The sequence below is a fragment of the Gemmatimonadales bacterium genome, from assembly GCA_036279355.1.
Taxonomy (GTDB): Bacteria; Gemmatimonadota; Gemmatimonadetes; order Gemmatimonadales; family GWC2-71-9; genus DASQPE01.
This window is the reverse complement of record DASUJH010000024.1, coordinates 219,305-232,951: the sequence shown is the minus strand read 5'-3', so window position 1 is coordinate 232,951 and position 13,647 is coordinate 219,305. Positions and strand designations below refer to the sequence as shown.

Annotated in this window: 11 protein-coding genes and 3 tRNA genes; 8 read left to right on the top strand and 6 right to left on the bottom strand. The window is 71.0% G+C overall.

Annotated elements, in window-relative coordinates; translation table 11 throughout:
* From VFW66_06935 to dps, 5 genes are all read left to right on the top strand, one after another.
* A partial coding sequence (locus VFW66_06935) for an invasin domain 3-containing protein (protein HEX5386410.1) occupies nucleotides 1-1,236 on the top strand: 1,236 nt, incomplete at its 5' end.
* Nucleotides 1,237-1,239: 3 nt separating this feature from the next.
* Nucleotides 1,240-2,112 (top strand): Ig-like domain-containing protein, encoded by an 873-nt coding sequence (locus VFW66_06930; GenBank protein ID HEX5386409.1) that lies wholly within the window; start codon nucleotides 1,240-1,242, stop codon nucleotides 2,110-2,112.
* An 81-nt stretch (nucleotides 2,113-2,193) separates the two neighbouring features.
* Nucleotides 2,194-2,275, top strand: a tRNA-Leu gene (locus VFW66_06925).
* 30 nt (nucleotides 2,276-2,305) lie between these two features.
* Nucleotides 2,306-2,377 (top strand) — tRNA-Thr (locus tag VFW66_06920).
* 151 nt (nucleotides 2,378-2,528) lie between these two features.
* Nucleotides 2,529-3,116, top strand: coding sequence for a DNA starvation/stationary phase protection protein Dps (gene dps / locus VFW66_06915; protein ID HEX5386408.1), 588 nt, complete (start codon nucleotides 2,529-2,531; stop codon nucleotides 3,114-3,116).
* Nucleotides 3,117-3,152: 36 nt separating this feature from the next.
* Here the strand turns inward: dps and VFW66_06910 are convergent, their stop codons facing one another.
* A complete protein-coding gene (locus tag VFW66_06910) occupies nucleotides 3,153-3,326 on the bottom strand; it encodes a hypothetical protein (GenBank protein HEX5386407.1) in 174 nt (57 codons plus the stop codon).
* Between the two features lie 206 nt (nucleotides 3,327-3,532).
* Between VFW66_06910 and VFW66_06905 the strand changes: the two genes are divergently transcribed.
* Entirely contained in the window at nucleotides 3,533-4,231 is a 699-nt protein-coding gene (locus VFW66_06905) for an Ig-like domain-containing protein (protein ID HEX5386406.1), read from the top strand.
* The gene (locus tag VFW66_06900) at nucleotides 4,228-5,484 is read left to right on the top strand and encodes an MFS transporter (protein HEX5386405.1); all 1,257 of its coding nucleotides are present in this window, start codon (nucleotides 4,228-4,230) and stop codon (nucleotides 5,482-5,484) included. Before VFW66_06905 ends, VFW66_06900 begins: the two co-directional genes overlap by 4 nt.
* A gap of 34 nt (nucleotides 5,485-5,518) precedes the next feature.
* Here the strand turns inward: VFW66_06900 and VFW66_06895 are convergent, their stop codons facing one another.
* The 5 genes from VFW66_06895 to VFW66_06875 form a co-directional block, all read right to left on the bottom strand.
* Nucleotides 5,519-7,519, bottom strand: a complete 2,001-nt coding sequence (locus VFW66_06895) for an Ig-like domain-containing protein (protein ID HEX5386404.1) — start codon at nucleotides 7,517-7,519, stop codon at nucleotides 5,519-5,521.
* Between the two features lie 14 nt (nucleotides 7,520-7,533).
* On the bottom strand, nucleotides 7,534-9,726 hold the full coding sequence (locus tag VFW66_06890) for an EAL domain-containing protein (GenBank protein HEX5386403.1): 2,193 nt from the start codon (nucleotides 9,724-9,726) through the stop codon (nucleotides 7,534-7,536).
* Nucleotides 9,727-9,844: 118 nt separating this feature from the next.
* The gene (locus VFW66_06885) at nucleotides 9,845-10,885 is read right to left on the bottom strand and encodes a hypothetical protein (protein ID HEX5386402.1); all 1,041 of its coding nucleotides are present in this window, start codon (nucleotides 10,883-10,885) and stop codon (nucleotides 9,845-9,847) included.
* Nucleotides 10,886-11,093: 208 nt separating this feature from the next.
* Entirely contained in the window at nucleotides 11,094-11,279 is a 186-nt protein-coding gene (locus VFW66_06880; protein ID HEX5386401.1) for a hypothetical protein, read from the bottom strand.
* A gap of 219 nt (nucleotides 11,280-11,498) precedes the next feature.
* On the bottom strand, nucleotides 11,499-13,478 hold the full coding sequence (locus VFW66_06875) for a DUF885 domain-containing protein (GenBank protein ID HEX5386400.1): 1,980 nt from the start codon (nucleotides 13,476-13,478) through the stop codon (nucleotides 11,499-11,501).
* A gap of 72 nt (nucleotides 13,479-13,550) precedes the next feature.
* On the opposite strand from VFW66_06875, the gene VFW66_06870 reads away from it, so the two are divergent.
* Nucleotides 13,551-13,624 (top strand) — tRNA-Pro (locus VFW66_06870).
* Nucleotides 13,625-13,647: the final 23 nt, after the last annotated feature.

Genomic DNA, 13,647 nt, shown 5'->3' with positions numbered 1-13,647 from the left:
ACCTTCGTCGCGGGCCAGGGCTCGTCCAACGTCACGGTGACCGTGCGCGATGCGGGCGGCAATCCGCTCTCGGGCATCGCGGTGAGGATCGCGGCGAGCGGCGACGGCAACACGATCGCGCAGCCGAACGGCCCCACCAATTCCTCCGGTGTGGCCACGGGTTCGTTCACCTCGAGCGTAGCGGGCGGCAAAACCGTCTCGGCCAGCGCGGGCGGCGTCGCGATTGACCAGACGGTCACGGTGAGCGTCACCGCCCCACCGCCACCGCCGCCGCCGCCACCACCACCACCCCCGAGCGCGACCGGGCTCACCGTCGCCACGCAGCCGTCGAGTACCGCCGTGAGCGGCGTGCCGTTCACGCAACAGCCGGCCGTGCAGGTGGTCGATGGCTCGGGCAACCCGATCGGAACGGCAGGCATCACGGTGACCGCCAGCATCGCATCGGGCGGAGGCACGCTCGGCGGCACCACGTCGCAGATGACCGACGGCAACGGCCGCGCGACCTTCACCGACCTCTCGATCACCGGCGCCGCCGGCAAGCGCACGCTCGGGTTCTCGGCGCCCGGCCTTACGGGTGCCACCTCGGCCCCGATCGACGTGAGTGCGGCCCCTCCCTCGCCCGATGCCGGCCGCACCAGTGCGATGGTCCCCAAGACCGGGACCGTCGGCGTCGCGACCGACATCCTCGTGCAATCGCGAGACAAGAAAGGTCACGAGCTCAAGACCGGTGGCGCCCTCGTCGTCGTCGGCGTTTCCGGCGCGAACACCGTGAGCCCGTTCACGGCGGCTGACCAGGGCAACGGCACCTACACCGCCGCGTACACCCCGACCGCCGCGGGAAAGGACGCGGTGGCGATCACCCTGAACGGCGATGCGATCGGCGGCAGCCCCTACACGAGCGTCGTGGCTGAGCCCGAAGGGTCGGCGACGCGGCTCGGCTTTTTGACCCAGCCGAAATCGGCGAACGTGGACCAGCCGATCGCGCCGCCGGTACACGTGGCCGTGGAGGACGGCGGCGGCGAGGTGGTCACGAGCGCCGCCGCCACCGTCACCGTCGGTCTGGGCCGGAACCGCTCCGGCGGCACCCTGTCAGGCACGCTCGCGGAGGAAGCGGTGAACGGCATCGCGACGTTTGACGATCTCGTGATCGACCGCGAAGGACGCGACTACACGCTCGTCGCCACGTCGCCCGATCTCACGGCTGCCGAGTCGGCGGCGTTCCGAGTGAGCGACTGACCGATGCGCCCGCCCACCGCCTCGCTGGCTCTGGCGCTCGGTGCGGCACTCGGCACCGCGTGCGGCGGCAGCGACCTGGTGCTGCCGAGCGATGCTGCGCCCGCCACGATTGCGGCCGTTGCCGGCGATGGTCAGACCGGTCGCGCCGGCGCGCCGCTGGGCGATTCAATCGTCGTGCAGGTGACCGACGCCACTGGCCGCCCAGTGGCATCCCAGCCCGTCACCTTTGCGCCGGATGGCAGCACTCCCGACGCGCAGCTCGTTCCCGATACCGCGCTCACCGATGCGGATGGAAAGGCGAGCGCGCGATGGGTGCTCGGCAGTACCCTCGGTACCCAGCGGGCGAGCGCAGCGGTCATTCGGAGCGACGGGCCCGCGCTCACCGCGAGCTTTTCGGCGACCGCATCGCCGGGCTCGGCCACACGGCTCGTGCTGGTGAGCGGAGACGGGCAGTCGGCGGAAGTCGGCACCGCGCTCCCCGAGCCGCTCGTTGTCCGCGCCGCCGATCGGTTCGGGAACGGCGTGGCCGGCGTGCGGATCGATTGGAGCGTCGCGAGCGGCGGTGGCAGCGTGAGCGCGCTGAACGCCACGACTGACGGCGAGGGCCTGTCGAGCGCGCGCCGGGTTCTGGGTAGTGCGCCGGGCGGCCAGAGCGCGCGCGCTTCGGCGGCGGGGCTCGACGGATCGCCGGCGGTGTTCGCGCAGACCGCGGTGGGCGGTAATGACGGCAATGGTGGCGATGGCGATGGCGGCGGTGGTGGTGGTACCGGCGGTGGTGGCGATGGCGGCAGCGATGGCGGTCACGGCGGCCACGGCGGTCATGGGGGCCATGGCGGCCACGGTGATGGGGACGGGGGCGATGATGGGGGGAGCTGAGGAGGCGCCCTGCAAGGTGGGTTCGCTGGAGAGTGGCCCCTTCCGAACCGACGATTAGCCCGATAGTTTCCGTCGCCGCGCGCCCTGGTGGTGAAACTGGTAGACACGCTATCTTGAGGGGGTAGTGCCGAAAGGCGTCGCGGTTCGAATCCGCGCCAGGGCATCCGTCTCCACGCATCCGTCGCAATCACCAGCCACTGTAGCTCAGGGGTAGAGCTCTCGATTCGTAATCGAGCGGTCGTCGGTTCAAATCCGACCAGTGGCTCTACCGCGCGGCACATGGCTCCGGCATGAAGTTCTCCTCCCGATTGCGCCCGCCCTCGACGGCGGGCGCGTTGCGTTCCTGAAGGCACCTCCCCAAGTTGTCCGGGCGGAGCCGCCCGGCTCCGCACGCGGCCTTACGCAGGAGGAGTCCGATGGCCAATCGCACCGACACCGATCTCAAGCTCCACCCCACGAAGAACGATCTCGCGCCCGACATCCGCCAGCAGGTAATCGACCTGCTGAATCCGCGGCTCGCGGACTGCATCGACTTGCAAACCCAGTGCAAGCAGGCCCACTGGAACGTGAAGGGCCTCAACTTCATCGCCCTCCACAAGCTGTTCGACGAGATCAACGAAGAGGTCGAGGACTACGTCGACCTGATCGCTGAGCGGATCGTCCAGCTCGGCGGCACTGCCGAGGGCACGGCCCGCATGGTGGCCGAACGCACGTCGCTGCTGGATTACCCGGTCACACTCAATTCAGGCGGCGAGCACGTCGCGGCACTGTCCGACGTGCTGGCGCAGTTCGGCCGCACGGTGCGCCTGGGAATCGAGGAGATGGATGAGCTGGAGGATCTCGATACGGCCGACATTCTGACCGAGGTCTCGCGCGGCATCGACAAGTGGCTCTGGATGGTCGAGGCGCACCTGCATGGCGAGCCGATCGAGGCGCCAGTCGTGCGCACCCGCCAATCGGTGCCGCGCGGAGGAGGCAACGGCCACACCCGGAACCGCCGCTGACGCCGGCCGGCCGCGCCCGGTCGGCCGTCGCGCCGACTATCGCTGGACGGCGATGGCCGCCGAAGGGCCAGGTCCGCCGCCGTCCGCGGCCGGTCGGATGGAGGTTTCGAGCAGCACGGCGGTGAGGATCACGATGAGCGAGACCATCGCACTCAGGATGGCAAGCGCGGCGCGGTCGAGACTCGGGGCCGGCGGTTGGTCGGCGGGCATGGGGTAGGGCGGGCGTGAAGGAATGGTCTGGGAACCGGCACTCGGGTCGGATTTCCGGCACAAATCGGGCCGGGCACGATTTCGGCGTGCACAAGCGCCGCTCCCCTCTCAGGAGCGGCGGCTTCATATTCCGGACTCGCCGATCGATCTTTGCAGCCTGCAAAGCGTCTCGCGCTAAACCCGAACCCCGAGGCGACAGCGGAGCGATGCGTCGAACCGCCGGCAAGCCCTTCGTACGTCCTTCACTGCCAGCGATTGCGCTCGCCGGCGCGCTCGCGCTCGCGGCGGTGGCGATCACCGGATGCAAGGCCGGGGAGGTCGTCGACCCCACCCCGCCCGGGCTCATCAGCGTCGCCAGCCTCACCGTCTCCACCGCGCGCGACACCCTTTTCGTCTCCGACACGCTCCGGCTCCGCGCCGAGAGCCGCGACAGCTCCGGCAAGCTGCTGGGCGGCCGCGTGGTGACCTGGAGCTCGAGCGCGCCCGCGGTGGCAATGGTGGCGCCGAACGGCGTCGTGACGGCGGTGAGCCCGGGCCGCACGACGATCAAGGCGGCGAGCGGCGGCCAATCGGCCACCGCGGATTTCACCGTCATCCGCATCGTTTTCAAGGTGAACGTGGTGCCCGATGCCGTCTGTCTCCGCCAGGGCTTCAGCACGGTGCTCACCCTCACCGCGTTTGACTCCCTCGGGCAGCCGCTGCCAGCCGGGCTTCGGCCCATCGACTGGCGAACCAGCGACGCACAGACGGTCACGGTGACCCCCCAGTCCGGCGACTCTGCCCTTGTCCTCGGCATCCAGGCTGGCAAGGCGATCGTGACTGGCATCCTCATGGGCGTGGCCGACACCACGTCGCTGCTGGTCGACCCCACTCCGATCGGCGAGCCGCTGCACTGCGGCCAGTGACGGCCCCGGCCGCCGGGGCTGTTCCGCGGCACGATCCCTACGCCGCACTCCGCATCCCGAATTTCCGCTGGTTCATCGCCAGTGTGCTGGCGATGACCGTCGCTACCCAGATGCAGGCGGTTGTCGTCGGTTGGCAGATCTATGACGTCACCCACGATCCGCTCTCGCTTGGGCTCGTGGGCCTCGCCGAGGCGCTGCCGTTCATCACGATCGCGCTCTTCGCCGGACACGTCGCCGACCTGCGCGACCGGCGCCGCATCGCCCTCGCCGCGCTCATCGTGATGCTCGGCTGCTCCGCCGCGCTGCTCGCGTTCACGCTCCGGTCCGGGATCATCGCGGACGGCCGCGTCTGGCCGATCTACGCGGTCATCTTTGTGAGCGGTATCGCGCGGAGCTTCCTCCAGCCCGCGCGCCAGGCCCTCGGCGCCGAGCTGGTTCCGCGCGCGCTCTATCCCAACGCGGTGGCCTGGCGGAGCTCGACCTGGCAGCTCGCAGCCGTGTTCGGGCCCGCCCTGGGCGGGCTGCTCTACGGCTTCTCCAGCATCCGTACCGCCTACGGCGCCGACGTCGCCCTCATGGCCGTGGGGCTCGCCGCGCTCGCGCGGGTGCGGCACGCGTCCACGCCGGTGCCGGCCGAGACGGGTGCCGTCTTCGAGCGACTCTCTGCCGGCGTGCGCTTCGTGCGCGCGCACGCGGTGCTGCTCGGTGCCCTCACCCTCGATCTCTTCAGCGTGCTTTTTGGGGGCGCCACCGCGCTGCTTCCGATATTCGCCGCCGACATCCTGCGGGTGGGTCCCCAGGGTCTGGGCGTGCTTCGGGCCGCGCCGTCCGCAGGTGCAGTGGTCATGTCGCTGCTGCTCGCGCACCGGCCACCGGTTGGCCGCGCCGGACGCGCGCTGCTCACCAACGTCGGGCTCTTCGGGCTCTCGATCGTCGGGTTCGGGCTTTCGCGCAACTTTGCGCTCTCGGTGCTGCTGCTCGCGATCGGCGGGGCAGTGGACATGGTGAGCGTCGTGATCCGCTCGACGATGGTGCAGGTGATGACCCCCGAGCCGCTGCTGGGCCGGGTATCATCGGTAAATCAGATCTTCATCGGATCATCCAACGAGATCGGTGCCTTCGAGTCCGGCGTGGCGGCGCGGCTCATCGGGACGGTGCCAGCGGTGGTGGCCGGAGGCGCAGTGACGCTGGCGGTAGTGGCACTCACGGCGTGGCGAGTGCCGTCGCTCCGGCGGCTCGGCGAGATCAAGTGAACGCACGCTGATGAGCGGGGCGCGCCGCCCCCGCTCACTGGGTGGCGACGAGCACCGGAACGTTGCTGTCGGCCGACTTCCCGTCGCCCAGCGCGCTTGCGCCGCCGTGCGCGCCGGGCTGGGCGCGGCCCCAGCAATAGGCGCGGTGGTCTGCGGCGACGCCGCAGGCGTGGGTGTAGCCTGCATCGATCGCGATGAACGCGATTCCGCCCGCCACCGCCTGCGGCGCCGGCGTGATCGGCGTGCCGCCCGTGGTCCCGTCGCCCACCTGGCCGAACGCATCCGAGCCCCAGCAGAACCCCGCACCGCTCGTGCTCACGCCGCAGGCGAGCGCCTGCCCGGTCGAGAGCTGCGTGAACGTGTGCCCGCCATCCACCGCCACCGGGAACGTCTGTGTGGTGAACGGAGTCGACGTGCCCAGCTCACCCGCGCCATTGCTGCCCCAGCAGAACGCCCCTCCGCCGGTCTGGATGCCGCAACTGAATCCGAAACCGCCCGCCACCGTCGCGTAAGGCGAGGAGCCGAGCACCGGTGCTGGCACGAAGTCGCCGGTGCCGGCGCTTCCGCCGCGGCCGAGCTCGCCGGTCAGATTGCTCCCCCAGCAGAAGGCGAGGCTGTTGCTGTTGTCGCCCACCGCACAGACGTGCCCCTGGGTGGCGCCGAGGCTCGCGAAGGGTCCGCCGCCCACCTCGAGCGGCGTCGGGTTCGGCGTGTTGGTGGCAACGTTGGTCGCATTGCCGAGCTGGCCCGAGTCGTTGAGTCCCCAGCAATACGCCACGTGCGTCGTGGCGAGCGCGCAGGTGAACTCCGCGCCGGCGCTCACCGCCACGAACTCGAGGCCGGCCGGCGTCCTCGCGAGCACCGGCGTGCCGCTGTTGATGAGCGTGCCGTCACCGAGCTGCCCGAAGGTATTGGTGCCCCAGCACCAGACGCCGCCCTGCGCACTCAGCGCGCAGGCGTGGTCGGCGCCGGCGCTCACCGAATCGAACTGCACGCCGGGCGGCAGCGACACCGCGGCGGGCGCGTTGCGATCTCCGCCGGCGCCGCCCAGCGAGCCGTTCACGTCGCGCCCCCAGCAGAAGGCCGTGGCGACCGGCGTCACGCCGCAGGTGAAGTCCTGACCAGCGCTCACCGCGCTGAACCGAAGCGCGACGACGACGGCGGCCATGCCCGTGGCGCCTTCCGCGGCCGCGGTGATCGTCACGCGCCCCGGCGCGCGCCCGCGCACGGCGCCCGCCGGCGACACCACGGCGATCGTCGGGTCGGCACTGGTCCAGCTGACCGTACGATCGCCGAGCACGTTGCCGGCGGCGTCCTTTGCCACGGCGGTGAGTTGCAGCGTGTCACCGAGGCCGACGCTCGCGCCGGCAGGCGTGATCGTCACCGTGGCGACGGCGGCCCGCGTCACGGCCACGGTGACATCGGCGTGTTGGCCCTCCGAGGTACCGCGAATCGTGGCGCTCCCCGCGCTTACGCCGCGCACGGCGCCGCTGGCCGATACCTCGGCGACGCCGGGTGCCGACGACGCCCACGCGAACACCCGACCCGGAAGCGGCGCACCGCCGCCGTCGAGCGCGGTGCCGGTGAGCGTCGCCGTGGCGCCGGTCGAGAGCCTGAGCGTCGCGGGAGCCACCTGCACCGCGGCCACCCGCGTGGTGCTCACGGTGAGGGTGACCGAGCCGCTCCGGCCCTCGGAGGTTGCGGTGATCCGCGCGCTGCCGGCCGCGACACCGGTCGCCACGCCCGCCGCGTCTACCGTCGCGACCGCGGGATCGGCGCTGGCCCACGCGATTCGGCGGCGCGGCAGGGTGTCGCCGCCGGCGTTCAGGGTGACGGCAGTGAGCGGCGCCGCGGCCCCGACCCCCACGACCGGCGTCGCCGGCACGACCACCACGCTCGCCACCGGCACGGTCGGCGTCGGTTCGACCGGCTCGCCGGCGCACGCCGCGAGCGCGGACACGCCGACCGCACCGAGCATCGCGAGCGCGGCGCGGGGCAGGGCAAACCCGGTCGGTGCGGAAGTCGTCGGGTTCACGCGCATGGTCGCGGTCAGGCCGGTGCGCGCTCTGCTTGCACCATCAACTCCTCGATGGGGCGGGGGCGGCCGAGCGCGAATCCCTGGGCGTAGTCGAGCCCGAGCGCTTTGAGCGCCGCGACGACGCCGGCGGAATCGGCGCCCGTTGCGACGGTCGGAAGGCCGAGCACTGCGGCAGCCTGGCTCGCCGCGCGCGCCACCACGCCTTGCAGTGGATCGGCCTCGAGACCGCGCGTGAGCGCCGCGCTCAGCTTGAGCAGATCGAGCGGGAGCGCCTTGAGGTGGTGCAACGACGCGAGCCCGCCGCCGAAGTCGTCGAGCGCGACCCGGCAACCGAGCGCGCGCAGTCCGCGGCAGAACGCGACCGCCTGGCCCAGGTCGGCCAGCACGGCGGATTCGTTGATCTCGAAGCAGAGCGACGACGGCGGGAGCCGATGCGCGGTCAGCTCTTCCTCGATTACGCCGAGCAGCGCGTCGTCGCGCAGCGACCCTGCGCCAAGGTTGATGCAGCAGAGCGGGAGCGTCGCGCCCGCGGAGGGCGGACGCCAGCCGGCGAGCCGTGTAATGGTCTCCCGCACGACCCATCGGTCGATCATCGTCATGAGGTCGTAGCGCTCGGCCGCAGGCAGAAATGCGCCGGCCGGGAGCATCACGCCTTCGTCGTCCTCGAGGCGCAGGAATACCTCCCAGAATCCGGAGGCGGGCACGTTTCGCCGTGCTGCCTCGCCGTTCACCACGAGCGGAACGATCGGCTGCACGTAGAGCCGGAACTGGCTGTGCTCGAGTGCGCGGGTGATGCGCGCCGCCCAGTCCATGCGGGCGGGCGCGGCGGGCGCCGCCTGCTCCTCCGTGCGGGCGACGTGGACGCGGTTCCGCCCCGCGTACTTGGCACGATAGCAGGCCGCGTCGGCCGCGCGCAGCACGTCCGCCTCGGTGCCGGTGGCCGCCGTGATCTCGACCAGGCCGATGCTGACGCCGAGGCTGAAGGTCGCGTCATCCCAGGCGAAGCGGAAATTCTGCACGGCCAGGCGGAGCGCGTCGGCGATGCGGCGCGCCTGGTCCAGCTCGCAATGCTCGAGCAGCACGGCGAACTCATCGCCGCCCAGACGCGCGAGCGTGTCTCGGCCGCGGAGCTCGCTGCGCAGGATTCCGGCGAGCTGCCGGAGGAGGGCATCGCCCGCCGCGTGGCCGCACGAGTCGTTCACCGCCTTGAAGCGGTCGAGGTCCAGGTAGCAGAGCCCGTGCGTCGTTCCCGCTTCCTCGGCGCTTGCCACGACGCGGGCGAGCCGTCGTTCGAGCTCACGCCGGTTTACGAGCCCGGTGAGTGGATCATGGGTCGCCTGGTGCGAGAGCTGGCGGGTTATCTGGCGCTGCGGCGTCGCGTCGCGGAACACCACGGCCACGCCGGTGAGCCCCCCGTCGCGCGCGCGAAGCGGGGCGGCCGACTCGTCCACGGCGAACTCGACGCCGTCGCGGCGCACCAGGGTGAGATGGCTGGTGAGCCCCATCGGCCGCGCCTCGTCGAGCACCCGCTCGGCAGAGGTCTCCACCGGCTCGCGGGTGGTGTCGTGCAGCACGGTGAACACGCGTGTCAGCGGCTCGCCCCTCGCCTCCGCCAGCGACCAGCCGGTGAGGTACTCCGCGACGGGGTTCAGGTAGTCGACGATGCCGCGGCTGTCGGTGGTGATCACCGCGTCGGCGATCGAGGCGAGGGTGACGAGTGCGCGCTCCCGCTCGCGGAAAAGCGCCGCGTCTGTCTCCTTGCGCTCGGTCACGTCCGTCTGCATGCCGATCAGGCGCATTGGCTTGCCGCCGTCATCGCGCTCGACCACGCGCCCGCGGTCGTGCACCCAGCGCCACTCGCCGCGCTGGGTGCGGAGCCGGTACTCCGCGTCGAAGAGCGGCGCGACGCCCGCCAGATGTTGCTCCAGGCGGTGCGCCACCGCCGGCAGGTCGTCGGGGTGGATGAAGCGGGTGGGAAGATGGGCGCCGCCGTCGAGCGCCTCCGCTTGGTCGCCGAGCAGCGTGGTCCACCCGTCGCCGACAAATCGGGCGCCGGTCTCCGCGTGCCATTCCCAGAGCCGCGTGTCCGTTGCGAGGAGCGCCAGCTTGAGGCGCTCCTCGCTTACTCTCAGCGCTTCCTCAGCAGGGCTCGACGGCGGGGCGACTGGCGCGAACGAATCAGCCGACGCTGCAAAGCGTTGCACGAGAGGCCGACGAGGCGGCGGGCAAGGGATGCGGGAAATATGAGCGGGGGTGCCGGACACGGTAAGGGCGGTGAGGAATTCCTCACCGCCCGTGCGTACCGGTTCGATTGTGACGCGCTCAGGCCGCCGTGTCGCGCCCGCGGCGGGTTTCCACCTGGCGCTTGAGCCAGTCGATCTGATCCTTGATCGTCTGCCGCGTGGCCTTGGTCGCGAGCCACTCGAAGGCGCGCTTCCGCTCCTCCTCGGAGAAGACCGGAGAATCCGCCAGCCGCTGGAAAAACGCGACCTGCTTCTCGGTCGGCGCGTACGGGGCCGGACGCGCCGCGGCCACCTCTTCGTGCCGCGCTGTGGCGGGCGCTGCCGCGGGCGCACTCGGCGCTGCGCTCCGCGCATCCGCCGGTGCCGCGCTCCGCGCATCGCCGCGGGTGACAGTGCGCTCGACCACGCGCGTCTGGCCTGCCTGGCGCGCCTGCGCGATCACCTGCGCCCGCACCGAGCCCGGAATCAGACGGAAGCGTGCGTTCCGCGCCGCCTTCATGGCACCGGCCTCGTACCAGTGCGGATTGAGCTGCTTGCCCCTGAGCGCCACGACCTCCTCGCCCGCAAGAATGCGGCGGACGAAGTCGCGGATCTCGGTTTCGTTGAAGTTGTCGGCCATCCAGGCGAGGTAATCGCGCCCCTCGTCCGTCTGGAGCAACTCGCGGTAGGTGCGGCCGCGATACTTCTTGCTCGGCACCCTGGCGTCGAGATCGAGCTGCGCCGGCTCGTAGAAGAGCGCCTGCCGCTTGACGCCGATGACCTGGTCGAGCCGGACCTCCTGCCCCTCGGGCGACACCGCGAACCGCGCCGCCTTCACCTTGAACAACGCCTCGCGCTCTTCGCCCTCGCCGATGATTTCATACGCGAGATCCTCCTCGCGGATCACCTGCCCCTGCGCGACCAGCGCCAGACAGCATTCGTCGACGCCGGTCTTCGAGAGGCCCACCACCTCGTGGCCACCCTCTTTCACGACGTAGACGAGATCGTTCGATGCCACGCCTTCCAGCTCCTTGCGGAGCGCTTCTTCATCCAGTCGATCCATCAACTGGAACGGATCCCACGACGGCGGCGCCAGCGGCACCGGCACGGTCTCGGTGGGAGTCGGCAACGTCTCAGCCATTCACCCTGTCTCCTGCTGCACAGATGTCATGCCTCGAATAAACCCACCGGCCCGCCGCGAACCGCCGGCCGGCGCCGCGACCCGCAGGGGCCGCCGGCGCACCCGACCGAACAGTGGCCGAACCGGATGTAAGTTGAAAATTATCAGCTAGTTAGAACAAGTCAAGGGCCCCGGTAGGGGCCCGTTGGCCGGCCTTCATGGGCCGAAGTCACGTCCCGTCTTCATCCAGTTTCTTGTAGAGCCAGTACTCCGGTCCGGCGAGTTCCTCGGGCCATTCCCGCAGGTGGATGTCGCCGCGCCAGGTCTCGGCAGCATCCGGCTCCCAAGCCGCCGACCGGCCCTCCCACGGCAGGTCGCCGTCGCTCTCCCATGGCAGGCGTTCGTCGTCGTGCATTGCAGTCCCTCCGGGCCGGGGGCCGCCGGCCCTGCTTCGCACAGGGTATGCCGCGCGCCCCGGGCGTGTCCCTTCCGGCAACGTGCCGGCCCGGTTACCGCTCCGGGCTGGTCCTAGTATCGGTAGCAGCGGCCGATCTCTGAGGTGGGGACAGTCACAGGCGTGGGGGTCCGCGGCATACGGCCATGCGGCACAGCCAGAACGTGCGATACGGCGCGCTCAGACCGGGTTGGCGAGCATCTCCTCCCGGAAGTAACCAGCCGGAATGGTGCCCATCCGCATCAAGCGTTCGTGGAATGCGCGCGCCGAGAAGCCGCGCCCCGCGCGCGCGCTCAGCGCGCCGCGCAGCGCCGCGATCGCGCTCTTGCCGAGGTTGTATGTGACGGCTTGAGTAGGCCACTTCGAGTAGCGATAGATGGCCCGCCGGGCCGTGGCGCAGATGGCGTGCGCGGTGTCGTCCCGGCCGGCCGCCGCGCACGCGCCCGGGTAGAATGACACGTGTTCGGTGAAGTAGTCCACCGCGTCGTCGAAGGACATCCGGCCGGTGTGCATCCCCACGTCGACGCGCACGCGCACGGCTCGGAGCAACTGGCCCTGCAGCTCGTAGAGATGCTCCGCCGCCGTATAGAAGCCGTGGGGGCGGCCGCGCGCCGGCTCCGCCATCAGCTCTTCGCTGTAAAGCGCCCAGCCCTCGGCGGCCATCGAGTCCTCCCACATCGACGACGAGTCCTCGACGGCCCCCGGCGTAAGCCAGCGGATGTTGGAAATCTCGGCGGCGTGCTGCGTCATGTACTTGTAGTGCCAGTCGTGACCGGGAAAGCCTTCGTGCACCGCGGTGTCGGCGACCGACGCGCGGTTGTTCACCCTGAGCGCGCCGGGGTCGTTGCCGGTGGGCGTGAGATAGAACCGCCCCACGCCCGAGTGCTTGAAGGGCGGTGCGGGGTAGTAGGCGGCGTCGATCGTACTGCGGAGCACCGGGGGTGTCGGGACGACGTCGAGGCGGTAGTCGGCTGGGATGTCGAAGAGCTGTTGCTCGCGCCCGTAGGCCACCGCACGCTTTCCGGCCTCTCGATACCAGCGGAACAGCTCGTCGTCATCGCGCGGCGAATCCTCTGAGAGGTGCTGCATGACCTGCCGCACGGCCGCGCGGCGCTCGTTCGGATTGCCGAAGCTCACGCTCAGCCCGGCGTCGCGCGCCACCTCCGCCGCCACGCGGGAGATCCGGTCCTCGTAAAGCGCCACCTGCGCGGCGCCGTACTCCCACAGGTCCGCGGCACGTCGATCCACGCGGAGGCAGTTGGCGAGCCGCCAATCGTACTCCTGCTCGCCTGCGGCGAACCGGTCGGCCGTACCGTCGTCGGGAAAGCTCTCGCGGAGGAAGCGCGCGAAGGCATCGAAGGCGGCGGCTGCGGCCGCGCCCGCCTCGGTGAGTCGCTCGAGCGTGCGGCTGGCCGCGGCACTCTTGCCGAGATAGCCGGCGGCGGTACGCGGGAGGGTGCTGCGGAAATAGTCGACGTTGGCCTGGCTGCCGGCGACGCCGTCCTCCGCGATGAGGCGCCGGTCGGGGAGGTTGCCGGCGCGCCGCCCCGCCAGGAGCCGCGCGCGCGCGGCGTCGAGGTACGCGGGCACGGTGCGCAGCCGGCGGCCGACCAGCTCCCACTCGTCCGCGGTGCCGCGCGCACCGCCGGCGAGGTCCTGCATCTGCTGCAGTTGCCAATCGACGCCGCGGAATGGCTCGGCGACGTACGTGTCGACCGCTCGCTCCGGATAGTGCCGCTCGTCGAGTTGATGGAGGACGAAGGCGACCTGCGCGCCGAGCACGCCGTGGTCAATTCGGTCGGCCGGTGCGAGCGCCGCCGCGTCGATGCGCTGGCGCGCCCGATCGATTCCCTTGAGGAACGCGATCTCATCGGCGAGCGCCTCGGGCCGGAAGTCGCGCAGGGTGCCGTTCACGCCGGCGAGCGCCGGGCTGTAGCCGTCGCCGCCCAGGTAGGTGGAGACGACGGGATAGCGACGCAGGGTGTCGACGAAGTACTGATCGCGCAGCTGGCGGAAGGCGCCGGTGGCGGCGCCATCCGCCGAGCCTGCGTTCGGAGCGACGGCGGCAGGCGCGGCGGGGCTGCACGCGCCGAGCTCGCGCAGCACGCCGAAGGCCGCGGCGCTGCCCGCGGCCCGACCAAGAAACCGGCGGCGATTCATGCCGAAATATACCCCTTCCGCCCTCGAGACCCGCGGGCTACACTTCCGCCTCGGCAAGAAGGCTTCCGAGCACGGGACGTAGCGCAGTCCGGTAGCGCACTGCAATGGGGTTGCAGGGGTCGCGGGTTCAAATCCCGCCGTCCCGATTGTCGATCGCCCCGGCGACGGT

Excerpts from the sequence above, each read along its gene's own strand:
- VFW66_06930 (HEX5386409.1), top strand. The coding sequence starts at position 1,240 with ATGCGCCCGCCCACCGCCTCGCTGGCTCTGGCGCTCGGTGCGGCACTC.
- dps (HEX5386408.1), top strand. The coding sequence starts at position 2,529 with ATGGCCAATCGCACCGACACCGATCTCAAGCTCCACCCCACGAAGAAC.
- VFW66_06910 (HEX5386407.1), bottom strand. The coding sequence starts at position 3,326 with ATGCCCGCCGACCAACCGCCGGCCCCGAGTCTCGACCGCGCCGCGCTT.
- VFW66_06905 (HEX5386406.1), top strand. The coding sequence starts at position 3,533 with ATGCGTCGAACCGCCGGCAAGCCCTTCGTACGTCCTTCACTGCCAGCG.
- VFW66_06885 (HEX5386402.1), bottom strand. The coding sequence starts at position 10,885 with ATGGCTGAGACGTTGCCGACTCCCACCGAGACCGTGCCGGTGCCGCTG.
- VFW66_06880 (HEX5386401.1), bottom strand. The coding sequence starts at position 11,279 with ATGCACGACGACGAACGCCTGCCATGGGAGAGCGACGGCGACCTGCCG.
- VFW66_06875 (HEX5386400.1), bottom strand. The coding sequence starts at position 13,478 with ATGAATCGCCGCCGGTTTCTTGGTCGGGCCGCGGGCAGCGCCGCGGCC.